Below are 24,804 nucleotides of genomic sequence, written 5' to 3' on the forward strand. Positions count from 1 at the left end.
AGCGGGCTCAGCCGGGGCCGGGGCCGCTGCGGGAGCGGCGGGCTTCGCGGGGCCGGGGGTCGGACCCGAAGGACGGGAACCGGGGGTCGCCGCGGGGCGCGCGGGACCGGGACGAGCACCCGCGGCCGGGCGCGCCGACGGAGCGGCGGGCTTGGCATCCGAGGATCCCGAAGAGCCCTCGGCCGCGAGTGCGGCTCGGAGCTTACGGGCCACCGGGGGCTCGATGGTGGATGAGGGGCTCTTGACGAATTCGCCGAGCTCCTTCAGCTTCGCAAGCGCGACCTTGCTGTCGACGCCGAGCTCGGAAGCGATCTCGTGCACGCGTGGTTTTGCCACAATTCTCCTGTCTGAGGGCCTACCCCGGACAGGGCAGACCGCTAGTTGCGGACGGGTCTCATTTCGAGCCGTTCACTTCGTGTCCATAGCCGTTCAGCCTTTTCGCTGGAGGGTTGATTCGAAGGTCTGCGTGTCAAGCGGGCCTGACACACGCAATGCTCGTACGAAGGCGCGACGCGCGAGAGCTTTTCCCACGCATGCGTCCGTCTCGTGCACCCACGCTCCCCTACCGGGCAGGACCGCTCGCTCGTCTCTGACGAGGACCGACCCATCGGCGACCACACGCAGAAGCGAAGATCGGGGGGCGCGTGCGCGGCATCCGACGCACGTTCGTACTGGTTCCATCGTACACCTCGACGTCGCCCGGGCGACGGACGCTCAGTTGTCTTCGAGGATGCTGTCCGGCTGGATGTCGATCTTCGCGCCGGTGAGCTTGGCGGCGAGGCGGGCGTTCTGGCCCTCCTTGCCGATGGCGAGGGACAGTTGGTAGTCGGGCACCAGCGCGCGCACGGCCTTGGTCGAGGCGTCGAGCACGAACGAGGAGGTCACCTTCGCCGGCGACAACGCGTTGGCCACGAAGCGGGGCAGCTCGGCGTCGTAGTCGATGATGTCGATCTTCTCGCCCGCGAGCTCCTCGGTGACCGCGCGCACGCGACGGCCGAGCTCGCCGATGCAGGCGCCCTTGGCGTTCACCGTCGGATCGTTGGCCTTGACGGCGATCTTCGAGCGGTGGCCGGCCTCGCGCGCGAGCGAGACGATCTCGACCAGACCCGCGGCGATCTCCGGCACCTCGAGCGCGAAGAGCTTGCGCACGAGTCCGGGGTGCGTGCGCGACACGGTGATCTGCGGACCCTTGTTGCCCTTCGACACGCTGGTCACGTAGACGCGCAGGCGCGAGCCGTGCGCGTAGGTCTCGCCGGGAACCTGCTCCTCGGGCGGGAGGATCGCCTCGACCGTGCCGAGATCGACGTGCACCATGCGCGGGTTCGGGCCCTGCTGCACGACGCCGGCGACGATGTCGCCCTCCTTGCCGCGGAACTCCCCCAGCACGGCGTCGTCGGCGATGTCGCGCAGGCGCTGGCTGATGACCTGCTTCGCGGCGAAGGCGGCGATGCGACCGAAGTCGTCGGGAGCCTGCTCCTCTTCGCCGATGATCGCGCCCTCGTCGTCGGTGACGGGCGTGAAGATGCCCACGTGCCCGGTCTTGCGGTCGAGCGAGGCGCGGGCGCCCGTCGGGATCTCGCCGCTCGGGGAGATGTGCTTGGCGTAGGCGGTCAGGATCGCCTGCTCGATGATGCGCGCGAGTTCATCGAAGGGGATCTCCTTCTCGCGTTCGATCGTCTTCAGAAGTGCGAGATCGATGTCCACAAGGCCCTCCGTTATTCAGCTCTCGTCGACGCGACCGGCGCCGACAACCCTCCTACGATACCCGGGATACCGCTCCCCATGCGACCCGCGGAGCGGTCCCGGATGCCGTCGCCCGGCGCAGCCGTGCTTCCCGAGCCGGTGCGACGCGATACGACTCCGACAGGATGCGGGCCCCCCGCTCGTCAGAGCCGCTCGAAAGGGTGCGCCGCGAGTTTCGCCACCACTCCCCCGTCGGCCAACCGTCTGGCCGCGGTGTCGGGCTTCCGCGCGGCCTGGTCGAGCACGCAGGCGCCGAACTCCGCGGCGAGCGCGCCGCGCGGGTGCGCGGCGACGACCTCGCGCACGAAGTCCGCGGGCAGCGCGTCGGGACGGGCGCCGGAGATGTCGAGCGCGGTCGCGGTCTCGAGCAGGTGGCCCTCGGCATCCATCGACGCATCCACACTCGGCCAGTTGTGCCGCACGATCACCTCGAGCACGCGTTCCCGCCGCGCGCGCGGCCAGCCGGCGCCGGCCGTGAGGGCGACACCGACGTGCCCGCCCGCGTGCTCGTACGAGATCGTGTGGTTGTCGAACTCCTCGACGGTACCGATGTCGTGCAGCACGGCGGAGACGTAGAGCAGTTCGTGGTCGATGCCCGTGACGCCGTCGACGCGGGCGAAGGCCTCCGCCCACAGCCAGGAGCGCATCGCGTGGGCCATGATCGCCGGGCTCTGGTACTCCCGCGCCAGCGTCAGCGCACCGCGCGCGGCGAGGGTGTCGGGAACGGGGATGTCGGCGATGTGCACGGGGCCTCCAGAGGATCGTCCCCCCACTCTCCCGGGCCCGGCGCCCAGGCGGCGGCGCGCGACGGCCACGTTGCGACGTTCTCCCGCCATCGCCGAACACGACGCCGGAGAATCGCCGCCGGCGAGGGCACCATGGCCGTCTTCACGCGACGCCGGAGCCCGCGCGACGCGGGTCTCCTGCGTCGTGCACGTGGACACGGGCGGATGCCGCGGCGCCGAGGCCGCGGCATCCGGATCCGCTCAGACCACCGGGGCGGCGTGCCAGATGCGGTCGAGGTAGTCGCGCATGGCGCGGTCGGAGGAGAAGTAGCCGCTGCGCGCGACGTTGAGGATGGCCGAGCGCACCCAGGTGTCCTGGTCGGCGTAGGCGGCGTCGACGCGCTCCTGCGCGTCGAGGTACGAGGAGAAGTCGGCGAGCGCCATGAACCGGTCCTCGTACAGCAGGTTCGACACGAGCGGCTCGAACACGGTGCGGTCGCCCCCGGAGAACGCCCCGGACGCGATGAGGTCGATCGCGCTGCGCAGTCGCTCGTCGCCCTGGTAGAAGTCCGCCGGTCGGTACCCCTCGGCCCACAGCGCCTCGACCTCGGGCTCGCTCATGCCGAACAGGAAGAAGTTGTCGTCTCCGACGAGCTTGCGGATCTCGACGTTGGCGCCGTCGTCGGTGCCGATCGTGAGGGCGCCGTTGAGGGCGAGCTTCATGTTGCCCGTGCCGGAGGCCTCTTTGCCGGCGAGCGAGATCTGCTCCGACAGGTCGGCGGCGGGGATGATGCTCTCGGCGAGGGTGACGTTGTAGTTCGCCGGGTAGAGCACCTTCAGCCGGCCCTGCACGCGCTCGTCGGCGCTGACCACCTCGCCGACGGCGTTGATGAGGTGGATGATGCGCTTGGCCATGCCGTAGCCGGGGGCGGCCTTCGCACCGAACAGGAACGTGCGCGGCTGCACCTCGGCGACGTCGAGGCGACCCGAGACGATGCCCTCGTAGGTGCTGACGATGTGCAGCACCTTCAGCGTCTGGCGCTTGTACTCGTGCAGGCGCTTGATCATGACGTCGAGCATGTGGCTCTCATCCAGCGGCGCGTCGCCGCGGGACTCGAGCACGCGCGCGAATCGGCGCTTGTTCGCGGCCTTGACCGCGGCGAAGCGCTCGCGGAAGTCGGCATCGTCGGCCAGGGCCTCCAGGCCCCGCAGGCGCTCGAGGTCGACGGTCCACCCGGCGCCGAGGGCCTCGGTGATGAGGGCCGAGAGATCGGGGTTGGCCAGGCGCAGGAAGCGTCGGGGCGTCACCCCGTTGGTGACGTTGGTGAACTTGTCGGGCCACATGCTCGCGAAGTCCTTGAGCACGTTGTCGCGCAGCAGCTGCGAGTGCAGCTCGGCGACGCCGTTGACCTTGGAGCCGGCGACCGTGGCCAGGTACGCCATCCGCACGGAGCGGGACGGGTGCTCGCCGATGATCGACATGTTGCGGATGAGCATCTCGTCGTCGCCGAAGCGCTCGCGCACCTCGAGGAGGAAGTCGTCGTTGATGCGGTAGATGATCTCGAGGTGGCGCGGCAGGAGGCGTCCGAGCAGGTCGACCGACCAGACCTCGAGCGCCTCGGGAAGCAGCGTGTGGCACGTGTACGCGAAGCACTTCTGGGTGATGGCCCAGGCGGCATCCCACTCGATCTTCTTCTCGTCGACGAGCACGCGCATGAGCTCGGGGACGCCGATCACGGGGTGCGTGTCGTTGAGCTGGAAGATCACGCGCTCGGGGAGCTTCTCGAGGTCGAAGTCATCGGGCAGGACGTTCTCGATGAAGTCGGCGATGGATGCCGCGACGAAGAAGTACTGCTGCTGCAGGCGCAGCTCCTTGCCCTGGGGCGTGGAGTCCTCGGGGTAGAGCACCTTGGAGATGTTCTCGGCGAAGGTCTGTGCGCGCACCGACTGCACGTAGTCGCCCGAGTTGAAGGTGTGCAGATCGAAGGCGTTGGTGGCCACCGCGCGCCACAGGCGCAGGGTGTTGACCCGGCCGTTGTGGTAGCCGGGAACCATCATGTTGTACGGCACCGCGAGCACGTTCCACTCGGGGACCCAGCGGGTGCGTTCGACCCCGCCGTCGTCGTAGGTCTCGGTGGTGCCCGCGAACGAGATGGTCTGCGCGGCCTCGGGGTGGGCGAAGTCCCACGGCGAGCCCATGCGCAGCCACGCGTCGGGCTGCTCGATCTGCTGTCCGTCGGCGAAGGCCTGCCGGAAGATGCCGTACTCGTAGCGGATGCCGTACCCGATCGTCGGGATGCTCATCGTGGCGAGGGAGTCGATGAAGCAGGCCGCGAGACGACCGAGACCGCCGTTGCCCAGGCCCGGTTCGATCTCGACCTGGCGCAGGTCGTCGATGTCGATGCCGCACTGCGCGAGGGCCTCGGTCGCGATGTCGGTGAGACGTGCGGCGAGCAGGTTGTTGTCGAGCTGACGGCCGAGGAGGTACTCGGCCGAGAGGTAGCAGACGGTCTTGGCCTGCTGGGCCTTCTGCTGCGCCCGGTCGTCGAACCACCGCGCCATCAGGTAGTCGCGCACCGTGTAGGCGAGCGCCAGGTACTGGTCGTTGACGTCGGAGTTCGACAGGGTCACGCCCTGGTCGAAGTTGAGGTTCTGCAGGAACTGTTTCGCGAAGCCGTCGACGGATGCCGCGGGGGCGACGACGGGCGCGAGGGCCAGCGGGTGGGTGGGGCGCAGCTCAGGCGTGTTCTCGGGCACGTTCCGACCGTAATCAGATCGACCCCGCGCTGCCAAGGCGGATCGGGAACGACACATGATCTTCACCCGAACGCCGCACGGCGTCCGCACCGGGATCAGCGCAGTCCGCACCCGTCGGTGACCTGGTCCCTGCCGTCGATGAGGTTCTTCGTCCAGCTGTAGAGCACCGGCAGGAAGCGCGACTTCGGCAGGATCGGTCGCAGGTGGTCGTAGCCGGCGTAGGTCGCCCAGCGCACGGCCTGGCCCTCGGCGCACAGCTTCTGCACGTAGTCGCGCTGCAGCGTCGGCGGGATCACCTCGTCGTCGGCGCCCCAGGCCACGAGCATGGGGGTACCGAGGGGGTCGGTCATCGCGTTCTCGGCGAGACGGCGGCCCAGGGCTCCCGACGTGAGGTCGGCGTTGTACAGGGGCCTGTCTTCCGAGACCCCCAGGGCCGTGAGCACCGATACGACGACGCCGGGCTCACTCGGGCAGCGCTGGGTCATCTCGAGCACGATGGAGCGCGAGCCCTCGGCGATGTAGTCGTCGAGGTGCACGTCGGCGTAGGTCTGCGAGTACGGCACGAGCACCCACGACGTGATGACCGACAGCATCGCGTTCGGGGGCCCCTGCAGCAACTCCCGCGCGAGGGCGGGCGGGTCGGCCACGGGCGCCACCACGGCGGTGCCCAGCACGTCGATGCCGGGGGCGTAATCGGCGGCGATCGCCGTCGTCCACAGCGCCGCGTGCCCACCCTGCGAGTGTCCCCACACGACCGTGTCGGGAGACAGGGTCAGGTCGGTGCGCAGCTCGCTGGCGGCCAACACGGCGTCCAGCGACGACCGCGCCTCGCCCTTGCCGATGAGATAGGGGTAGGCGCCGGGGGCGCCCTGCCCCGAGAAGTCGGAGGCCACGACGACCCACCCGGCCTTGAGCGCCTGCTCGAGCGCGGGGATCGACCACTTCGTGGCGGACGCGTCGCGCAGGCTCGGCGCGCACCCCTGCGCGACGCCCGTGGTGCCGTGGTTCCACACGATCACGGGGCGCGGCCCCGGCGGGGGGTCCGTGGGCACGATGACCAGGGCGCTGGCGACGGCGGGGCGGCTCACGGCATCCCGGGTCGTGTACAGGATGCGCGAGACGTCGCCGTTCTCGGGCAGGCGACCGAGGTAGGCGTCGGAGCGGATGAGCCGGCCGTGCCCGCTCGGCACCTCGGCCGGCGGATCGTAGAACGCGTCGACCACGGGCGCGCCGTCGTTCAACCAGTCGTTGAGCCACCAGCCGCCGGCGGCGGTGGCCACGAGCACCAGCGAGAGGGCGTAGCGCCCGGCCGCGGCCCAGCGGGCGCGCACGCGTCGACGCCGCACCGCGCGCTGCGCGTCGAACGGCGCCGTGCGCACGCGCGGACGACGGATGCCGACCACCCCACGCCAGAACACACCGAGGCCGAACACGATCGTGCGCACGCCGAACACGACAGCGAGCACGAGCACCGTCACGTCGGGCCACGTGAACGACAGCACCCCGAAGGCGATCTGCGCCACTCCCCAGGCCAACGCGAGCACGCGGGCGCTCACGCCGCCGCGCGAGACGGCGCGACCGATCGAGGCGAGTCCACCGATGACCAGCAGCACGGCGAGCACCGGCGGGAGCAGCTCGAGGCTGCGTCCCAGCCACACCAGCACGGCGATGCCCGCCACGATCCAGGCGGCCGACACCGACCGCGCCCACCAGCTCGCGGGCCGTCCGACGAGTTCGACGACGCCCATGACGACCGCGCTCGCACCCACGTACACGCCGAGCAGGACGAGCGAGGTCAGCGGGCGCGAGAGGATCAGCGCCCCCAGCACCACCACCACGACACCGACCACGAGCAGCACGCGCGGCGGGGCGTTGCGCACCAGCGCGGGGAGGGCGTTCCACCGGCGCAGGTACGGGCGGCGGGTCTCGGGCATCAGGCCATGATAGGCACCGGCGCAGGTCCCGTCGGTTCCGGGGAGACCGCTCGACGCGCCGGGATTTCGCCCGGAGCGCGCGACGGCATACGGTTCCGGAATGCCCTCGACCGCCCGCACCGCCGCTCGCGACGCCGAGGCGAACCCCGCGTTCCGGGGCGCGGCGCGCGCGGGCTATGCCGCCAACGGCATCCTGCACCTGCTCATCGGGGCGCTCGTGATCGCCGTGGGCTTCGGGGCACGCGAGGACAGCGACCAGACCGGGGCGTTCCGCGCGGTCGCGGGCGCGCCGTGGGGTGCGGCCGCCCTCTGGGCGCTCGCGCTGGGCCTGGTCGCCCTGGGCTGCTGGCACGTGCTGCAGGCGTTCGTGCCGCGCCGGCTGTCTCCCCTGCGCCGCGTCGGCCGCATCTTCGCCGAGCTGCCCCAGGGTCTGGTCTTCCTCGCGATCGGGGTGGTGTCGGCATCCGTCGCCCTCGGGGCGCGTCCGCGCGCGGAGCAGGCGGCCGAGGACGTCAGCGAGGGCGTGCTCACCTGGCCGATCGGCGGTTTCGTGCTCGGGGCCACGGGGCTCGCGGTCGCCGGGGTGGGCATCGGGTTCGTCTGGATGGGGGTGCGGCGCTCGTTCCGATCCAAGGTGCGCATTCCCGACGGCCGGCACGGGGTCGTGCTCACGGCACTGGGCGTCAGCGGATTCCTCGCCAAGGGTGTCGCGCTGATCATCGTGGGGGTCCTGCTCGTGATCGCGGCGATCCGGGTCGAGCCCGACACCGCCGGCGGGCTCGACGGCGCCGTCACGGCCCTCGTGGCCCTCCCCGCGGGCCCCCTGCTGGTGTGCCTGGTCGGCGCGGGCTTCCTCGCCTACGGCGTGTTCACGGTGCTGCGGGCGCGCTACGCCAAGCTCGGCGCCTGACGAACGACGCCTGACGAACGGCGCCTGACGAACCGCGCCTGACGAACCGCGCCTGACGCGCGGCGTCGTTCAGTCGAGGTCGGGGTTCCGACCCGTGCGCTCGCCCGTGTCGAGGCCGGCGATCGCGGCGTGGTCGTCGGCATCCAACGCGAAGTCGAAGACGTCGCCGTTCTCGCGGACGCGCTCCAGCGACACCGATTTCGGGAAGACCACGAGCCCGCGGTCGAGGTGCCAGCGCACGACGATCTGGGCCGGCGTCTTGCCGTACCGCTCGGCGAGGCGAGCGAGCACGGGCTCGTCGAGGAGACCGCCGCGGGCCAACGGCGCCCACGACTCCGTGACGATCCCGTTCGCCTCGTGCCACGCGACGAGATCGTCCTGCGGGAAGCGCGGGTGCAGTTCGACCTGGTTCACCGCGGGCAGCACGCCCGTCTCGTCGCGCAGACGCTCGAGGTGCGGCACCGAGAAGTTGCTCACCCCGATCGAGGTCGCCCGGCCCTCCTGCTGCAGGCGCTGCAGCGCCCGCCACGTGTCGACGTAGCGGTCGGCGCTGGGGATGGGCCAGTGGATGAGGTAGAGGTCGACGCGATCGACGCCGAGCTTCGCGGCGCTCGCGTCGAACGCGCGCAGGGTCTCATCGAACCCCTGGTCGTCGTTCCACACCTTGGTCGTGACGAAGACCTCGTCGCGTTCGAGGCCGGAGGCCCGCAGCCCCTCACCGACCTCCGCCTCGTTGCCGTAGAGCGCGGCGGTGTCGATGTGCCGGTAGCCCGCGGCGAGCGCCCCCTCGACGAGGCCGGCGGTGACGTCGGCGGGCACCTTGTACGTGCCGACGCCGAGCTGGGGAATCGTGGAGCCGTCGCTCAGCGACAGACGGGAGGCTGCGATCATGTGACCACGCTACCCAGGAGCGGGGTCGTTGCCCCGCCCTTGACGGCGGAACGGCATCCCTCCCGGTCGCGGGACGGATGCCGTTCCGGCGAAGACGTCAGCGCGTCAGCGCCGCCACCGCGTCGGCGACCGACACCGTGTCGCGCTCGCCCGTGCGACGGTCCCACAGCTCGACCTGGCCCTCGGCGGCGCCGCGTCCCACGATGAGGATGCGCGGGATGCCGACGAGCTCGGCGTCGCCGAACTTCACGCCGGGCGACACCTTGGGGCGGTCGTCGTACAGCACGTCGAGCCCGGCGGCTTGGAGCTGCTCCGAGACCGAGGCGGCGAGGTCGAAGGCCACGGCATCCCGGCCCGTCGCCACGACATGCACGTCGAACGGGGCGACCGAGGCGGGCCAGATCAGACCCTTGGCGTCGTTGTTCAGCTCGGCGATGATCGCGAGGATGCGGGTGACGCCGATGCCGTACGAGCCCATCGTGACCGTGGCGAGCTTCCCGTTCTCGTCGAGGACCTTCAGCCCGAGCGCCTCGGCGTACTTGCGACCGAGCTGGAAGACGTGGCCGATCTCCATGCCGCGCGCCAGTTCCACCGGTCCCGAGCCGTCGGGTGCCGGGTCGCCGGGCCGCACGGTGGCGACCTCGACGAAGCCGTCGCCGACGAAGTCGCGGCCGGCGACGAGGGAGTGCACGTGCTTCTGGTCGATGTTGGCGCCCGTGATCCAGGCAGTGCCGTCGACCACGCGCGGGTCGAGCAGGTACCGGATCTTCGTCGCGGACTCCTCGCCCAGCACGGGGCCGGTCGTCGACCAGGGGCCGATGTAGCCCTTGACCAGGAGCGGGTTGTTCTCGAAGTCGTTCTCGGTGGCCGCCTCGACCTCGGCCGGGGCGAAGGCCACCTCGACGCGCTTGTCGTCGACGTCGCGGTCTCCGGGCAGACCGACCACGACGAGCTCGCGCGTCCCGTCGAGGTGCGTGAGGGCGAGCACGACGTTCTTGAGCGTGTGCGCCGCCGTCCACTGCGTGGTCTCGGCCGTCGCCGGACCGGCGATGCCGGGGGCGGGCGCGTCGAGGTGCGCGTTGGAGTGGTCGACGAGGGTGGCGATCGTGGGGGTGTTCGGCGAGTCGAAGATCACCGGCTCGGGCAGGCCCTCGAGGGGCAGCGCGTCGGGCGCGACGGTCGTGAACGCCTCCACGTTGGCCGCGTAGCCGCCGGCGGAGCGCACGAACGTGTCCTCGCCGATGGGGGTCGGGTGCAGGAACTCCTCGGACTTCGACCCGCCCATCGCGCCGGCGTCGGCGGCCACGATGACGTATTCGAGACCGAGACGCGTGAAGATGCGCTCGTAGGCGTCGCGCTGCGCCTGATACGACGCGCCGAGGCCGGCATCCGTCGCGTCGAACGAGTACGCGTCCTTCATCGTGAACTCGCGGCCGCGCAGGAGGCCGGCGCGCGGACGCGCTTCGTCGCGGTACTTGTCCTGGATCTGGTAGATCGTCAGCGGGAGGTCTTTGTACGAGGAGTACAGGTCCTTCACCAGGAGGGTGAACATCTCCTCGTGCGTGGGGGCGAGCAGGTAGTCGGCGCCCTTGCGGTCCTGCAGGCGGAACAGCGCGTCGCCGTACTCCTCCCAGCGCCCGGTCTGCTCGTAGGGCTCACGGGGCAGCAGGGCCGGGAAGTGCACCTCGAAGGCTCCGGCGTTCGCCATCTCCTCGCGCACGACGGCCTCGATCTTGGCCTTCACCCGGAGCCCCAGCGGGAGCCACGCGAACACGCCCGGGGCGTTGCGACGGATGTAGCCGGCGCGCACGAGCAGGCGGTGGCTCGTGACCTCGGCATCCGAGGGGTCTTCGCGGAGCGTGCGGAGGAAGTAGTTCGACAGACGGGTGACCACGAGAGTCGAGTCTAGGCGGCGCGGGCGCGGAGCGAGGATGCCGCGGGCTCGACCACGCGGCCCGCGGAGACGTCGGCGGCGACGTGGTGGAGGATCCGCGCCGCCGCATACCCGCACCCCGCCGCGCGGTGCGTCAGTGGCTCGCCCGCCGCCCGACGTGCAGAACCGCGCGCACGACGAGTCCGGCCACCAGCGCCCAGAACGCCGCGCTCACGCCGAACACCGCGATCCCGGATGCCGCGACCAGGAACGTCACGACGGCCGGCACCCGCTCGCCCGGATCGTCGATGGCCTGCTGCACCGCCGATCCGAACGCCCCGAACAGCGCCACACCCGCCACCGCCGGGATCACACCGGCCGGCGCCAGCAGCACGATCGTCGCGAATGCCGCCGACAGCGCGCCGAGCACGAGGTAGGTCGAGCCCGCCGAGATCCCCGCGACCCAACGCCTCTTCGGGTCGGGGTGCGCGTCCGGCCCCGCCGCGATGGCGGCGCTGATCGCGCCGAGGTTCATCGCGTGCCCGCCGAACCCGGCGGCGGCCGCCGAGCCGAGGCCGGTGACGAGCATCGCGGGTCGCCACGGGATCGTGTAGCCGAGGCTGCGCATCACGGCGACACCGGGCACGTTCTGCGACGCCGTCGTCACCACGAACAACGGCAGTGCCACGCCCACCACCGCACCGACGGTGAGCGTCGGTGCGGTGAACTCGAGCCTCGGCAGGAGGGTCGCGGCATCCGCGTCCACCCCCGTCTGCGCCAGCGACACGGCCACCACGGCGATCGCGGCCACGAAGGCCAGCGGCACCGCCCAGCGGGGAAGGAGCCGGGATGCCACGAGCCACACGATCAGCACGGGAGCCACGCCCCACGGGTCGTCGACCAGACCGAGGAACGGCGCCACGCACAGCGGGAGCAGCACCCCCGCGAGCATCGCCTGCGCGATCGAGGGGGGAATGCGCGCGATGAGCGCGCCGAGCGGCGGGAAGAGCGCCGTGCACAGGATGAGGGCCGCCGAGACCAGGAATCCGCCCACCACGGCCGACCATCCGCCATCGACGGCCCCCGTCGCGGCCAGGAGCGCGACGCCCGGGGTGGACCACGCGACGGTGATCGGGATGCGGTACCTGCCGGCCAGCACGATGCAGCCGATCCCCACGACGAGCGTGATGGCGAGCAGCCCGCTCGCCGCCTGCTCGGGGGTGGCCCCGACGGCGCGCAGGCCGGTGAGCACGACGGCGAACGTGCTGGTGAAGCCGACGAGGGCGGTCACCACCCCGGCGATGAGAGGGCGGGTGAGGGAGGCGGCGGGAGTCTCGGTCATGAGAATGCCGACGCTAGCGGAACGTCGCCCGCCCATCCCGCCACTGCGCTCTGCGGCCGATCCCGGCGCGCCGCGTCACGCGGCTACGGCGCACGGCCGTCGGTCGCGACCGGCGGCTCGGGCGTCGTCAGGCCGTGATGACCTGGGCGGTGCCGGGTGTCGCGTCGGGACCCATCTCGTCGGCGAGGCGGTTCGCCTCGGCGATGAGCGTCTGCACGATCTCCGACTCGGGCACGGTCTTGACGACCTCGCCCTTGACGAAGATCTGACCCTTGCCGTTGCCGGAGGCGACCCCGAGGTCGGCGTCGCGCGCCTCTCCCGGTCCGTTCACGACGCAGCCCATGACGGCCACGCGCAGCGGCACGGTCATGTCTTTGAGGCCCTCGGTGACGCTGTCGGCGAGGGAGTAGACGTCGACCTGGGCGCGGCCGCACGAGGGGCACGAGACGATCTCGAGCTTGCGCTCGCGCAGGTTGAGCGACTGCAGGATCTGGTGGCCGACCTTCACCTCTTCGGCGGGTGGCGCCGACAGCGACACGCGGATGGTGTCGCCGATCCCCTCCGACAGCAGGATGCCGAACGCGGTGGCGCTCTTGATCGTGCCCTGGAAGGCGGGCCCGGCCTCGGTCACGCCCAGGTGCAGGGGCCAGTCGCCGCGTTCGGCGAGCAGGCGGTAGGCCTTGACCATGACGATGGGGTCGTTGTGCTTGACCGAGATCTTGAAGTCGTGGAAGTCGTGCTCCTCGAACAGCGAGGCCTCCCAGACGGCACTCTCCATGAGGGCTTCGGGCGTGGCCTTGCCGTACTTCTCCAGCAGGCGGCGGTCGAGCGACCCGGCGTTCACGCCGATGCGCAGCGACACCCCCGCAGCCTTGGCCGCCGCGGCGATGGCGCCGACCTGGTCGTCGAACTTGCGGATGTTGCCGGGGTTGACCCGCACCGCACCGCACCCGGCGTCGATCGCCTGGAAGACGTACTTCGGCTGGAAGTGGATGTCGGCGATGACCGGGATCTGGCTCTTCTTCGCGATGATGTGCAGCACGTCGGCGTCGTCCTGCGACGGCACGGCGACACGCACGATCTCGCAGCCGGATGCCGTGAGCTCGGCGATCTGCTGAAGGGTGGCGTTGATGTTGGTCGTGGGCGTCGTGGTCATCGACTGGACGCTCACGGGGGCGTCGCCGCCCACCAGGACCTTGCCGACCTTGATCTGACGCGTCTTGCGACGAGGCGCGAGGACCTCCGGCACGCGGGGCATCCCGATGTTCACTGCAGGCACGGGCTCAGCCTACGCCGCCCGTGCTGGACGGAGCCCGAACCGTGCCCGAATGAGCGCTGTGGTAGGTTCGGCGCCATGCGCGCGTTCTCCAGTTGGTGGCCCACCGTCTAGGCGGTGAGCATGCGTGCGACAGACCGCCCTCCCTCGGGATCCGGGCGGTCTTCGTGTTTTCGGCGGCCGCGTAGGACCCTCGCTCACAGACGGAAGTACTTCGATGACCGGGCCCGACCCCTCCTCCCTGATCCACGAGCTCCTGGCCGGTGACGCGCCGTTCGCCCTCATCGCGCGCGACGATGCGACGGTGGAAGTGCTCACCGGCGACGTCGTCGACGTCGATCTGCTCGCCGACATCCCGCTGACGGACGCCGCGGGCGTCTCGCGGGAGGTCCTCGCCCTGGTCCCGTTCCGGCAGGTGCGCGAGCGCGGCTTCGTCTGTCACGACGACGGCGCCCCGCTGCGCTGCCTGGTCATCGGCGAGCGCGTCGCCCTCCCCCGCGCCGAGGTTCTGGCATCCCTCCCCTCCGCCCCGGTCGCGCTGCAGGACGCCGGTTTCGACATCGCCGACGAGGAGTACGCCGACATCGTGCGCCGCGTGATCGCGGAGGAGATCGGCCGCGGCGAGGGGGCCAACTTCGTCATCCGTCGCGACTTCGTCGCCGGGGTCGACACCGACCCGCGGGTGGCCGCGCTGACGTGGTTCCGCGCGCTCCTCGAGCACGAGAAGGGCGCCTACTGGACCTTCGCCGTGGTGACGCCCGGTCACATCGCGGTGGGTGCGAGCCCCGAAGCGCACGTCAGCGCCCGCGACGGCGTCGTCACCATGAACCCGATCTCCGGAACCTTCCGCCACCCCGCCGGCGGGGCGACCGCCGAGACGCTCGCGGAGTTCCTGCGCTCGACGAAGGAGACCGAAGAGCTCTTCATGGTCGTCGACGAGGAGCTGAAGATGATGAGCGCCGTCTGCAGCGACGGCGGCCGCATCACGGGCCCGCACCTCAAGGAGATGTCGCGGCTCACCCACACCGAGTACATGCTGCGCGGGCGCAGCGACCTCGACCCCCGCGACATCCTGCGCGAGACGATGTTCGCCCCCACCGTGACCGGCTCGCCCATGCAGAACGCGTGCACCGTGATCGCGCGTCACGAGACCGCGCCGCGCGGCTACTACTCCGGTGTCGCCGCCCTCTTCACGCCGAACGGCGCCACCGAGGGACCCTCGCACGACCTCGACGCCCCGATCCTCATCCGCACGGCCTACCTCGTCGACGGACGCCTGCGCGTGCCCGTCGGCGCCACCCTCGTGCGCCACTCCGACCCCTACGGCGAGGTGGGTGAGACGCACGGCAAGGCCGCGGGCGTGCTCGGTGCCATCGGGGCCATCCCGCGAGACGTCCCGACCGCTGCAGCGGCCGCCGATCCCGACGCTCCCGTCGCGCCACGCCGGCCGCTCGCCGAGGATCCCGCCATCGCCGAGTTGCTGGCATCGCGCAACGACCGTCTCGCGCCGTTCTGGATGAACCCGCAGGACCCCGACGGCTCCGGCCCCTTCGCGGGACGAACGGCCCTGGTCGTGGACGCGGAGGACCGCTTCACCACCATGCTCGCGCACCAGCTGCGCCACCTGGGCCTCGACGCCCGCATCGTGCACTGGTCGCGGGCGACGGATGCCGACGTCGACGACGCCGACCTGGTGGTCGCGGGCCCGGGTCCGGGCGACCCGCGCGACGACGCGAGTGACCGCATCTCCGCGATGCGCCGGGTGGTGTCACGCCGACTGGTGCGCCATGCGCCCCTGCTCGCGGTGTGCCTGAGCCATCAGATCCTGGCCGACCAGCTGGGCCTCGATCTCGCGCCCCTCGCGCAGCCGCACCAGGGTCTGCAGAAGAGCGTCGACGTGTTCGGCGAAGCCGCCTCGATCGGCTTCTACAACACGTTCACGGCGCGCGTGGCCCCGGGCGCGGTCCAGCGGGGCCTGACGATCGGCGCCGGATCCGTCGCGACCGAGACCGTGGCGGAAGTCGCCGCCGACGAGACCGGCGACGTCTACGCGCTGCGCGGCCCCGGCTTCGCGAGCGTGCAGGGGCACCTCGAGTCGATCCTGTCGCGCGACGGCATGCGCACGCTGGAGCGCCTGATCGCCCACGCCCTCTGACGTCGTTCCTGGCCCCTGCGGCGGGCCGAGCCCGACGGCTGCGGTGCGACACAACGCAGGTGATCCGTCACCGCAACGGCCGATCCACACCCCGCGGGCGCCGAGAAGCCGACGTCCTCCTGCGTTGTGTCCGCCGGACGGCCCGCCCCCCGCTGCCGCGCGCGGGCCGGGAGCGGATGCTCCGGATCAGAGCAACTGCACCGGGTTGAACACGTCGGCGAGGAACAGGATGCCACCCATCCCCACCAGCAACACGACCACCACGAACGTGAGCGGCACCAGCCGTGTCGCATCCACGGGCTTGGCGACACGGCCGCGAGCGCGGGCGATCGTGCGCTTCAGGCCGTCCCACAGCGCCACCACGACGTGCCCGCCGTCCAGCGGCAGCAACGGGATGAGGTTGAAGACGAACAGCGCGATGTTCAGCGCGGCCAGCAGCCCGATGATCGACTGCACGCGGGCGAGGATCGGCGCGTCGACCGCCGCGAACTCCCCCGCAAGACGGCCGGCACCCACGACGCTGAGCGGACCGTTCGGGTCGCGCGGCTGACCGGTGAAGAGGTCGACGGCGGTGTCGTAGACGCGCACGGGCAGCTGGGTCATGATCTGCGCGACCGCGCCGACCTGCTGCACCGTCGCCTCCGGTCCCGCCCAGATGGGCTGGGGCACGAGAGCCTCCTGCGCGCGGAGGCCGGCGAATCCGACGGTCTCGTATTGCGGCTGCCCCGATGCGTCCTCCACGGGTCGGCCCTGCGCGTCGGTCACGGCGCGGTCGGTGCTCTGCGGTGTGACCGTCACGGTCTGCTGTGCGCCGTCGCGCTCGATCACGACCGACAGGGCACGGCCAGGGGCCTCCTGGATGCGGGCCGCCGCCTCGGCGAACGTCGACACCGGCGTGCCGTCGACCGACACGACCACGTCACCGGGACGGATGCCGGCGGCGGCGGCAGGGGCGACCGGGTCGCTCGAGGCGCAGTCCGTGCGGTTCTCGCTCGCCGGGATCACGCACTGCGACACCGCGGCCACCGTGGTGGTGGCGGTCGCCACGCCGATGCCGCTCACCGCGACCGCCGACAGCAGGAACGCCAGCAGGAGGTTCATCACCGGCCCGCCGAGCATGACGATGACGCGCTTGTAGACCGGCAGCTTGTAGAAGACGCGGTCGTCGGCCGCGATGAGCGTCTCGGCGTTGGCGTCGCGGGCGTCCTGCACCATGGTGGCGAAGAACCGCGAGCGTTTCGTGCCCGGGCCCGCGTCGTCGGGCGCGGGCGGATACATCCCCGACATCGAGATGAAGCCGCCCAGCGGCAGGATCTTGAAGCCGTACTCGGTCTCGCCGATCCGCCGCGACCACAGCGTCGGGCCGAAGCCGATCATGTACTGGCCGACGCGCACGCCGAAGAGCTTCGCGGGCACGAGATGCCCGATCTCGTGCAACGCGATCGAGACGGCGAGGCCGATCACGAGCACGAGGACGCCAATGAGGAAGGCGAGCGCGGTCACCCGCCGACGATACCGCCGCGCGCCTTTGAACCGCCCGTGCGGCCGCGATGCGGTGTCTGTGGGACGACGGATGAGACAATGGAGGCGATGTCGACCGACGCCCCCTCGAACCTTCCGCCCGTGCTCCGGCCGGAGCGTCCGCCCCACCGTGATCTCGCCGAGCTCGCCCGACGCTTCGGCGCGCGCAGCATCGGCGACGTCGACGGGACGACCCTCACCGGCATCACGCTGGCCACCGCCGACCTGCGCGCCGGCGAGGCGTTCGTCGCGATCCGGGGCGTCAACCGCCACGGCGCCGAGTTCGCCGCGACCGCCGCGGAGCGCGGGGCGGTGGCCGTGATCACCGACGAGGCGGGCGCCGCGATCGCGGCATCCACGGGTCTTCCGATCGTGGTCGTCCACGACCCCCGGGCGCTGCTGGGCGACCTGTCGGCGTGGGTGTACGGCACCGGGCCCGACGACGAGCTGCCCCGACTGCTCGCGACGACGGGCACGAACGGCAAGACCAGCGTGTCGCACCTGCTCGAGGGCATCCTCGGCCAGCTCGGCGTCGTCACGGGCCTGTCGTCGACCGCCGAGCGCCACATCGCCGGCGAGGTCATCGTCTCGCGGCTCACGACGCCCGAGGCCAGCGAATTCCACGCCCTGCTCGCCCTCATGCGCGAGCGCGGCGTCGAGGCCGTCGCCGTCGAGGTCAGCGCCCAGGCCCTTACGCGTCACCGCGTCGACGGACTCGTCTTCGACGTGGCGGGCTTCACCAACCTCACGCACGACCACCTCGACGACTACGCCGACATGCGCGAGTACTTCGAGGCGAAGCTGCCGCTGTTCCGCCCCGACCGTGCGCGCCGCGGCGTCGTCTGCCTCGACACGGCCTCGGGCGTCGAGATCGCCGCGCGCGCCGAGATCCCCGTCGTGACCATCGCCACGCCGGCGATCGCCGAGGACGCCGCGGCTGCGGCATCCGCCGACTGGACCGTCGAGATCGTCGACGAGCGCAAGGAAGGCACCACGTTCACGCTGAGCGACGGACACGGACGCTCCCTCACCACCGTCGTGCCCGTGATCGGCCGTCACATGGCCGCGAACGCGGGCCTCGCGATCGTCATGCTGCTCGAGACCGGCTACACGTGGGAGCACCTGTTCAGCACCCTCGACGGCGAGCGCATCGACGCCTCGCTGCCCGGGCGCACCCAGCTCGTGTCCGGCTCCGAGGGTCCGGCGGTGTACGTCGACTTCGGGCACTCCCCCGACGCGTTCGAGAAGACGCTCGCCGCCGTGCGCCGCGTGACCCCCGGCAAGGTGGTCATGGTCTTCGGCGCCGACGGCGACCGCGACGCCACCAAACGCCACGACATGGGACGCACCGCCGTCGAGGGCAGCGACATCCTGGTCGTCACCGACCACCACCCCCGCCACGAAGACCCGGATGCCGTCCGCGCGGTGCTCGTCGAGGGTGCGCGTCGCGCACGGCCCGACGCCGAGATCCACGAGTTCACACCCCCCGAGCGCGCGATCCTGGAGGCCGTGCAGCTCGTCGGCGAGGGCGACGCGATCCTGTGGGCCGGCCCCGGCCACCAGGACTACCGCGACATCCGTGGCGTGCGCACGCCCTACTCGGCGCGCGAGCTGTCGCGTCGCGCGCTGCGCGCGGCCGGCTGGCCGGTGCCCGATCCGCAGTGGCCCGTGCCCTACCCGACCGACAGCACGCCGTCGTCCGACCCGGAGCGCCCGGTCGACTTCCCGGCCTGACATCCGCCCCGCGCGAGCGGGTCGAGCCACGATGCCGGAGATCCCGCCGCTTCGGCCGCGCGCGGGCCGTCGGCCGGCTTCCGCACGACGGAGGTTCCTGCATCGTGTCCGGCCCCGCGTCGCCGGACGACCTCCCGCCGCGGAATCGCCGACTCAGGACGCTCGACGGGCACGCACCCCGACGGCGCGGCACGCCGCAGGAGACCTCCCGCGGAAGCGGCCCCCGGGCCCTGCGGCGGGCCCCCGGGCCCCTACGGCCGGCCCCCGGCGGCGGCAGACATGCGCCAGGCCGCACGCGCGCCGCACGCCCCGCCGCCGGGTGTCAGCGCCGAGCTCAGCGCGCGGCGATGATCTCGTCGGCGGTCCGGCGCGCCCACGCCTCGGCCTCGGCGAGCGATTCGCGGGTGAGGGCCGCGGGCGGCTCGTGCCGGTCCACCACCCGCTCGATGAGCTCGACGATCCCGAGGAAGCCGAGGCGTCCCTCGTGGAACGCGTCGACGGCCTGCTCGTTGGCGGCGTTGAAGACGGCGGGGTAGGTCGCCCCGGCCCGGCCCACGCGCTTGGCCAAAGCGACGGATCCGAAAGCCTCCTCGTCGAGCGGCTCGAACGTCCACTGCGAGGCCGTCGTCCAGTCCAGCGGCGCGCCCACCCCGCCGACGCGGTGCGGCCAGTCCAGGCCGAGCGAGATCGGCAGGCGCATGTCGGGCGGCGAGGCCTGGGCGATCGTCGACCCGTCGACGAACTCGACCATCGAGTGCACGATCGACTGCGGGTGCACGGTGACGGCGATGCGGTCGTAGGCGACGTCGAAGAGCAGGTGCGCCTCGATCACCTCGAGACCCTTGTTCACCAGGGTCGCCGAGTTGGTGGTGACCACGCGCCCCATGTCCCAGGTCGGATGCGCGAGCGCCTCGCCGGGCGTGACGTCGACGAGTCGGTCGCGCGAGCGTCCGCGGAACGGACCACCGGATGCCGTCAGCACGAGCCGACGCACCTCGTGCTCCGCGCCTGCTCGCAGCGCCTGGGCGATCGCGGAGTGCTCGGAGTCGACGGGGACGATCTGCCCGGGGGCGGCGAGCGCGGTGACGAGGTCTCCCCCGACGATCAGCGACTCCTTGTTGGCGAGTGCCAGCGTGCGGCCCTCTTCCAGCGCGGCGATCGTGGGGCCGAGCCCCACCGAGCCGGTGATGCCGTTGAGCACCACGTCGGCGTCGACGTCGCGCACCAGCTGCTCGGCGTCGACCGCGCCGAGCGCGATGTGCTCGACGCCGAACGCGGCGGCCTGCGCCTCGACGCCCGCGCGGTCGGTGCCGGCCGCGAGGCCGACGACGTCGAAGCGGTCGGCGTTGGCACGGATGACGTCGAGCGCCTGCGTGCCGATCGAACCGGTGGAACCGAGGATGAGGACGCGGCGCATCCCGCCAGCCTACTGAGCGGCGGGAGCGGCGTGCTGGACGCCGAGGATGTCGACGACGAAGACGAGGGTGGAGTTCGCGGGGATCTCGCCCTGGGCCTGGTCGCCGTATCCGGAGGCCGGCGGGATGACGACGACGACCTGCGAGCCGACCTTCTGCCCCTCGAGCGCCTGGCGGAAGCCGTCGACCACCTGGTTCGTGACGAACTCGGCGGGGGCGCCCCGCTCCCAACTCGAGTCGAACACCGTGCCGCCGTCGTACAGGGCACCGGTGTACTGCACGATGACCTGGTCGCCCGCGTTCACGACGTCACCGTCGCCCTGACGGAGGTTCTCGATGCGCACCTCGGTCGGCGCCGGGGCGTCGGGCATGGTGATCGTCGGGGCGCCGTCGTCGGCGAACGTCACGGTGGGCATGCCCTCCACGGGCGCGACCTCGCTGCCGTCGGCGCGGGTGGGGAGCTGCGCGATGGCATCGGCGACCAGCACGAAGGCGGGCGAGCCTTCGCCCAGCGTGCCGGCCGGGAACGACGACACGGTGCGAGAGCCGATGGTGGCGCACTCGAGCGAGGCGCCGAAGATCTGCTGCGAGGCGACGAGGGTGTCCATGCCGTCGGGGGCGGTGTCGAGCGACTGCAGCTGCACGGCGCCGGAGGCTGCGTCGATGAGGGTGTAGTTCGCCTTCAGCACGTCGCCGGAGCGCACCTGCTCGCCCGAGCCCTCGATGAGGGTCGTGCGCTGCAGGTCGGTCGGGGCGTAGCCCGACGGCAGGGTCACGTCGACCGGGGACTGGAAGTCGCCCGTGACCTCGAGTCCGTCGGGCGCGGGGGCGTCGGCGAGCGCGCTCTGGCACTGCCCGGCGTCGGGGGTCGCGCTGGCGTCGGGGGTCTGCGCGTCGCTCGAGGAGCCGGTGCACCCGGCCAGCAGCAGCGCCGCGGCGGCGGCGACGGACAGGGAAGCGATCGGGCGGAAGCGCACGGAGGACCTCTCGGGAGGAGACGGGGAGGTTCCATCTTCGCGCATGCGGCTTTGCCGCGGCTGGGAGTCCCCATGCACACCCGGGCATGCGGCGGCTAGTAACCTCGTCTGGTGAGTTCCGACCTGCCCGCCGAGACCCCCGCCGCCGCGCCGCAGCAGATGGGTGCGGCCTACGGCCTCGGACGGTTCCTCATCGCCCCGCTCGCCCGAGCGGTCTACCGCCCCCGCGTGGAGGGCCGTGAGAACGTGCCCCGAACGGGCCCGGTGATCTTCGCGAGCAACCACCTGTCGTTCATCGACTCGATCGCCATCCCGGTCGCCGCTCCGCGTCCCGTGCACTTCCTGGCGAAGTCGGCGTACTTCGAGAAGTGGGCGTCGCGGCAGTTCTTCACCGCCATCGGCGCGATCCCCGTGGAGCGGGGCGCGGGCCAGAAGGCGCTCGACGCGCTCGACCAGCAGCGGGTGCTCCTGGAAGACGGTCGGGCCGTTGCGCTCTACCCCGAGGGCACGCGCTCCCTCGACGGCCGCCTCTACAAAGGCCGCACGGGTGTGGCGTTCCTCGCGCTGCAGACCGGCGCTCCGGTGGTGCCGGTGGGTCTCATCGGCACCGACAGAGCCATGCCCGTCGGTGCGAAGTTCCCCAGCACCTCCGAGCGCATCACCGTGCGCTTCGGCGAGCCGCTCGACCTCTCCCCGCACGGCCCGGCGTCCTCGGGGCGTGCTCGGCGCGGCGCGACCGACGAGATCATGGCGGCCATCCACGCCCTGAGCGGTCAAGAGCTCGCCAACGCCTACAACGAAGCGCCGGCGCAGAACCCGATCGAGCGCATCAAGCAGGTCCTGCCGCACGAGCGTCTCTGACGCCCGCCGCCCCGGTGCGACTCCGCGGGCGGCCCCGGTGGGCGCCCCGGTGGGCGCCCCGGCGACGCCGTGCCGCGCACGCGGTCCCGCGCCCGACTTGCCCGTCGCTGAGTCCCGGCATCCCGCGCCCCGCCCGCCCGACACCTCCGGCACCCGGACACCCCGGACACCCTTGACGTGGCGACGCGCGGCGAGCATGGTCGGGGTGACGGCCCGAACCGTCGACGCCACAACGAGGAGGCAGCGTGAAGAAGTTTCTCAACGACCCGGCCGACGTTCTCGCGGAGGCCCTGCGCGGCATCCAGGCCGCGCATCCCGAGCTGCGGGTGGATGCCGAGAACCGGGTGATCTCGCGAGCGGAACCCACGCGCGCCGGCAAGGTCGCCCTCGTCTCGGGCGGGGGCTCCGGACACGAGCCGATGCACGGCGGGTTCGTGGGTCGGGGCATGCTCGACGCCGCCGCCGCGGGCGAGGTGTTCACCTCCCCCACCCCCGACCAGGTGCTCGCCGCGACTCAGGCCGTCGACTCCGGCGCCGGCGTGCTGCACATCGTGAAGAACTACACCGGCGACGTGTTGAACTTCGAGATGGCCGCCGAGCTCGCCGAGGCCGCGGGCGTGCGGGTCGAGTCGGTCGTGGTGGCCGACGACGTCGCCGTCCAGGACTCCACGTGGACCGCCGGGCGCCGCGGGACCGGCACCACCGTCATCCTCGAGAAGATCGTCGGCGCCGCGGCGGAGGAGGGCACCGACCTCGCCGGTGTCGCCGAGCTCGCGCGCCGGGTGTCCGCCGCCGGCCGCTCGATGGGTGTGGCACTGACCAGCTGCACCGTGCCCGCCGCCGGCCGCCCCACCTTCGACCTCCCAGACGACGAGATGGAGGTGGGTGTCGGCATCCACGGCGAACCGGGTCGCTCGCGCGTGAAGCGGGGCTCGGCGCGCGAGATCGCCGCGCTCATGGTGGACCCGATCGTGCACGACTTCGGCGAGCCCGTGGGACCGGCCATCGTGCTGTTGTCGGGGCTGGGCGGCACGCCGCTGATCGAGCAGTACCTGCTCTACAGCGAGATCGCGCCGCTGCTCGCCGCCGCGGGCGTCGACGTACAGCGCGTGCTGATCGGCGACTACATCACGAGCCTCGACATGGCCGGCGCCTCGCTCACCGTGGTGAAGGCCGACGACGAGATGATCCGCCTGTGGGACGCACCCGTGGTCACCCCCGGTCTGCGGTGGGGCGCATGAGCGGGACCGTCTCCACCGACGACCTCGTCTCCTGGATCCGCGCGTTCCGCGACGCGGTGCACGGCCACAAAGACGAGTTGACGCGCCTCGATTCCGAGATCGGCGACGCCGACCACGGCTCGAACATGGCGCGCGGCCTCGACGCCGTGGTCGCCAGGCTCGAACCCGCCCCCGCGAGCGCGCCCGAGTTGTTCAAGACGGTGGGCATGACGCTCGTGTCGTCGGTGGGAGGGGCGAGCGGCCCGCTCTACGGCACGCTCTTCCTCCGCATGGGGCCCGCCCTCGCCGGCGACGCTGGGGTGGATGCCGCGGCCCTCGGCGCGGCTCTCCGCGCCGGCGTCGAGGGGGTCGTCGCCCGTGGCAAGGCCGAGCTCGGCGACAAGACGATGATCGACGCCCTCTCCCCCGCGATCGACGCGTGGGATGCCGCGGTCTCGAGCGGATCGGACGCCGCCGCGGCCGCGGGTGCCGCCGCCGAAGCCGCCGCGCGCGGTCGCGACGCGACGAAGCCGCTGGTGGCGCGCAAGGGCCGCGCGAGCTACCTCGGCGAGCGAAGCGCCGGTCACCTCGACCCGGGTGCCACCTCGTCGACCCTGTTGCTCGAGGCGCTGCGCGACATCCTGGCGGCGGCCGCGTGATCGGTCTCGTCGCCGTCTCGCACAGCTCCGCCCTCGCGGAGGCCGCCGTCGAACTCGCGCTGCAGATGGGCGGCGAGCATCCGCCCGCGGTGCGCGTGGCCGCGGGCGGCCCCGACGGCGATCTCGGAACGGATGCCGTGGCCATCGCCGCCGCGATCGATGACGCCGACTCCGGTGACGGCGTGCTCGTGCTCATGGACCTCGGCTCGGCGATCCTCAGCGCCGAGACGGCCCTGGAGTTCGTCGCCGCCCCCGATCGCGTGCGGCTCAGCGCCGCGCCCTTCGTCGAGGGTCTCGTCGCCGCGGTGGTCACGGCCGCCGGCGGCGCCGACCTCGCGGCGGTCGCCGCCGAGGTGCGCGGAGCGGGAGCGGCGAAGCAGCGGCAGCTCGGCGACACCGGGGAGCCGGCATCCGCAGGGATAGCACCGGGCGGGCACGCCCCCGACGGCTCGGCATCCGAGAAGCAGGCGTCCGGGCAAGCGGGCGCAGCGGGCGACGCGGACGCCCTCTCCTTCGAAGCCGTCGTCAGCAACCCCTCCGGGCTCCACGCCCGCCCTGCCGCCCTCTTCGTCAAGACCGCGTCGCGCTACGACGCCGACGTGCGCATCGTCGACCTCGACGCGGGGTCCGACGAGGTGTCGGGTCGCAGTCTCCTCGCGCTCATGGCCCTCGGCGTGCGTCAGGGGTCGCGGGTGCGGGTGAGCGCGTCGGGTCCCGAGGCGCGACCGGTGCTCGAGGAGCTGCGCGCCGCGATCGACGACGCATTCGGCGAGCGCTGAACACGACGCCCGCCCGCGGGGCGTGTCGGCGG

20 protein-coding genes are annotated in these 24,804 nt (G+C 72.1%); 7 read left to right on the forward strand and 13 right to left on the reverse strand.

Going from position 1 to position 24,804, the window contains the following annotated elements:
• The 6 genes from ACK4LS_RS10690 to ACK4LS_RS10715 form a co-directional block, all read right to left on the reverse strand.
• Nucleotides 1–336: translation initiation factor IF-2 N-terminal domain-containing protein (locus ACK4LS_RS10690; RefSeq protein WP_409716916.1), on the reverse strand; the 336-nt coding region annotated here is incomplete at its 3' end.
• A 93-nt stretch (nucleotides 337–429) separates the two neighbouring features.
• On the reverse strand, nucleotides 430–681 hold the full coding sequence (locus ACK4LS_RS10695) for a YlxR family protein (protein ID WP_275796524.1): 252 nt from the start codon (nucleotides 679–681) through the stop codon (nucleotides 430–432).
• 33 nt (nucleotides 682–714) lie between these two features.
• On the reverse strand, nucleotides 715–1,704 hold the full coding sequence (nusA, locus tag ACK4LS_RS10700; protein ID WP_409716918.1) for a transcription termination factor NusA: 990 nt from the start codon (nucleotides 1,702–1,704) through the stop codon (nucleotides 715–717).
• A 182-nt stretch (nucleotides 1,705–1,886) separates the two neighbouring features.
• Complete coding sequence (locus ACK4LS_RS10705) at nucleotides 1,887–2,489, reverse strand: HD domain-containing protein (protein ID WP_409716920.1); 603 nt, start codon at nucleotides 2,487–2,489, stop codon at nucleotides 1,887–1,889.
• A 240-nt stretch (nucleotides 2,490–2,729) separates the two neighbouring features.
• Nucleotides 2,730–5,225: a glycogen/starch/alpha-glucan phosphorylase gene (locus ACK4LS_RS10710; protein ID WP_409716922.1), complete on the reverse strand. Its 2,496-nt coding sequence runs from the start codon at nucleotides 5,223–5,225 to the stop codon at nucleotides 2,730–2,732.
• A 95-nt stretch (nucleotides 5,226–5,320) separates the two neighbouring features.
• Nucleotides 5,321–7,159 carry an alpha/beta fold hydrolase gene (locus tag ACK4LS_RS10715; protein WP_409716924.1) on the reverse strand — a complete coding sequence of 613 codons (1,839 nt, stop codon included), beginning with the start codon at nucleotides 7,157–7,159 and terminating at the stop codon, nucleotides 5,321–5,323.
• A 100-nt stretch (nucleotides 7,160–7,259) separates the two neighbouring features.
• Between ACK4LS_RS10715 and ACK4LS_RS10720 the strand changes: the two genes are divergently transcribed.
• Nucleotides 7,260–8,069, forward strand: a complete 810-nt coding sequence (locus ACK4LS_RS10720; protein WP_409716926.1) for a DUF1206 domain-containing protein — start codon at nucleotides 7,260–7,262, stop codon at nucleotides 8,067–8,069.
• 69 nt (nucleotides 8,070–8,138) lie between these two features.
• Here the strand turns inward: ACK4LS_RS10720 and ACK4LS_RS10725 are convergent, their stop codons facing one another.
• From ACK4LS_RS10725 to ispG, 4 genes are all read right to left on the reverse strand, one after another.
• A complete protein-coding gene (locus ACK4LS_RS10725) occupies nucleotides 8,139–8,960 on the reverse strand; it encodes an aldo/keto reductase (RefSeq protein WP_409716928.1) in 822 nt (273 codons plus the stop codon).
• A gap of 97 nt (nucleotides 8,961–9,057) precedes the next feature.
• Nucleotides 9,058–10,854, reverse strand: coding sequence for a proline--tRNA ligase (locus tag ACK4LS_RS10730; protein WP_409716930.1), 1,797 nt, complete (start codon nucleotides 10,852–10,854; stop codon nucleotides 9,058–9,060).
• A gap of 133 nt (nucleotides 10,855–10,987) precedes the next feature.
• Nucleotides 10,988–12,175, reverse strand: a complete 1,188-nt coding sequence (locus ACK4LS_RS10735) for a benzoate/H(+) symporter BenE family transporter (protein WP_409716932.1) — start codon at nucleotides 12,173–12,175, stop codon at nucleotides 10,988–10,990.
• Between the two features lie 127 nt (nucleotides 12,176–12,302).
• The gene (gene ispG / locus ACK4LS_RS10740; protein ID WP_409716934.1) at nucleotides 12,303–13,454 is read right to left on the reverse strand and encodes a flavodoxin-dependent (E)-4-hydroxy-3-methylbut-2-enyl-diphosphate synthase; all 1,152 of its coding nucleotides are present in this window, start codon (nucleotides 13,452–13,454) and stop codon (nucleotides 12,303–12,305) included.
• Nucleotides 13,455–13,668: 214 nt separating this feature from the next.
• Between ispG and ACK4LS_RS10745 the strand changes: the two genes are divergently transcribed.
• On the forward strand, nucleotides 13,669–15,606 hold the full coding sequence (locus ACK4LS_RS10745) for a chorismate-binding protein (protein WP_409716936.1): 1,938 nt from the start codon (nucleotides 13,669–13,671) through the stop codon (nucleotides 15,604–15,606).
• 186 nt (nucleotides 15,607–15,792) lie between these two features.
• Here the strand turns inward: ACK4LS_RS10745 and ACK4LS_RS10750 are convergent, their stop codons facing one another.
• The gene (locus ACK4LS_RS10750) at nucleotides 15,793–17,109 is read right to left on the reverse strand and encodes a M50 family metallopeptidase (RefSeq protein WP_409716938.1); all 1,317 of its coding nucleotides are present in this window, start codon (nucleotides 17,107–17,109) and stop codon (nucleotides 15,793–15,795) included.
• Nucleotides 17,110–17,196: 87 nt separating this feature from the next.
• Here ACK4LS_RS10750 and ACK4LS_RS10755 point away from each other — a divergent pair, with 87 nt between their 5' ends.
• Complete coding sequence (locus ACK4LS_RS10755) at nucleotides 17,197–18,861, forward strand: Mur ligase family protein (RefSeq protein ID WP_409716940.1); 1,665 nt, start codon at nucleotides 17,197–17,199, stop codon at nucleotides 18,859–18,861.
• Nucleotides 18,862–19,195: 334 nt separating this feature from the next.
• Here ACK4LS_RS10755 and dxr read toward each other — a convergent pair whose 3' ends face one another.
• Nucleotides 19,196–20,278, reverse strand: coding sequence for a 1-deoxy-D-xylulose-5-phosphate reductoisomerase (gene dxr / locus ACK4LS_RS10760; RefSeq protein ID WP_409716942.1), 1,083 nt, complete (start codon nucleotides 20,276–20,278; stop codon nucleotides 19,196–19,198).
• A 9-nt stretch (nucleotides 20,279–20,287) separates the two neighbouring features.
• A complete protein-coding gene (locus tag ACK4LS_RS10765) occupies nucleotides 20,288–21,253 on the reverse strand; it encodes an FKBP-type peptidyl-prolyl cis-trans isomerase (RefSeq protein WP_409716944.1) in 966 nt (321 codons plus the stop codon).
• 159 nt (nucleotides 21,254–21,412) lie between these two features.
• On the opposite strand from ACK4LS_RS10765, the gene ACK4LS_RS10770 reads away from it, so the two are divergent.
• From ACK4LS_RS10770 to dhaM, 4 genes are all read left to right on the forward strand, one after another.
• A complete protein-coding gene (locus tag ACK4LS_RS10770; protein WP_409716971.1) occupies nucleotides 21,413–22,114 on the forward strand; it encodes a lysophospholipid acyltransferase family protein in 702 nt (233 codons plus the stop codon).
• Nucleotides 22,115–22,359: 245 nt separating this feature from the next.
• Nucleotides 22,360–23,355, forward strand: a complete 996-nt coding sequence (dhaK, locus tag ACK4LS_RS10775; protein WP_409716946.1) for a dihydroxyacetone kinase subunit DhaK — start codon at nucleotides 22,360–22,362, stop codon at nucleotides 23,353–23,355.
• Nucleotides 23,352–23,993, forward strand: coding sequence for a dihydroxyacetone kinase subunit DhaL (gene dhaL / locus ACK4LS_RS10780; protein ID WP_409716948.1), 642 nt, complete (start codon nucleotides 23,352–23,354; stop codon nucleotides 23,991–23,993). Before dhaK ends, dhaL begins: the two co-directional genes overlap by 4 nt.
• Nucleotides 23,990–24,772 carry a dihydroxyacetone kinase phosphoryl donor subunit DhaM gene (gene dhaM, locus ACK4LS_RS10785; RefSeq protein WP_409716949.1) on the forward strand — a complete coding sequence of 261 codons (783 nt, stop codon included), beginning with the start codon at nucleotides 23,990–23,992 and terminating at the stop codon, nucleotides 24,770–24,772. Before dhaL ends, dhaM begins: the two co-directional genes overlap by 4 nt.
• Nucleotides 24,773–24,804 lie beyond the last annotated feature (32 nt).

This window comes from Microbacterium sp. (assembly GCF_046295495.1).
GTDB lineage: Bacteria > Actinomycetota > Actinomycetes > Actinomycetales > Microbacteriaceae > Microbacterium.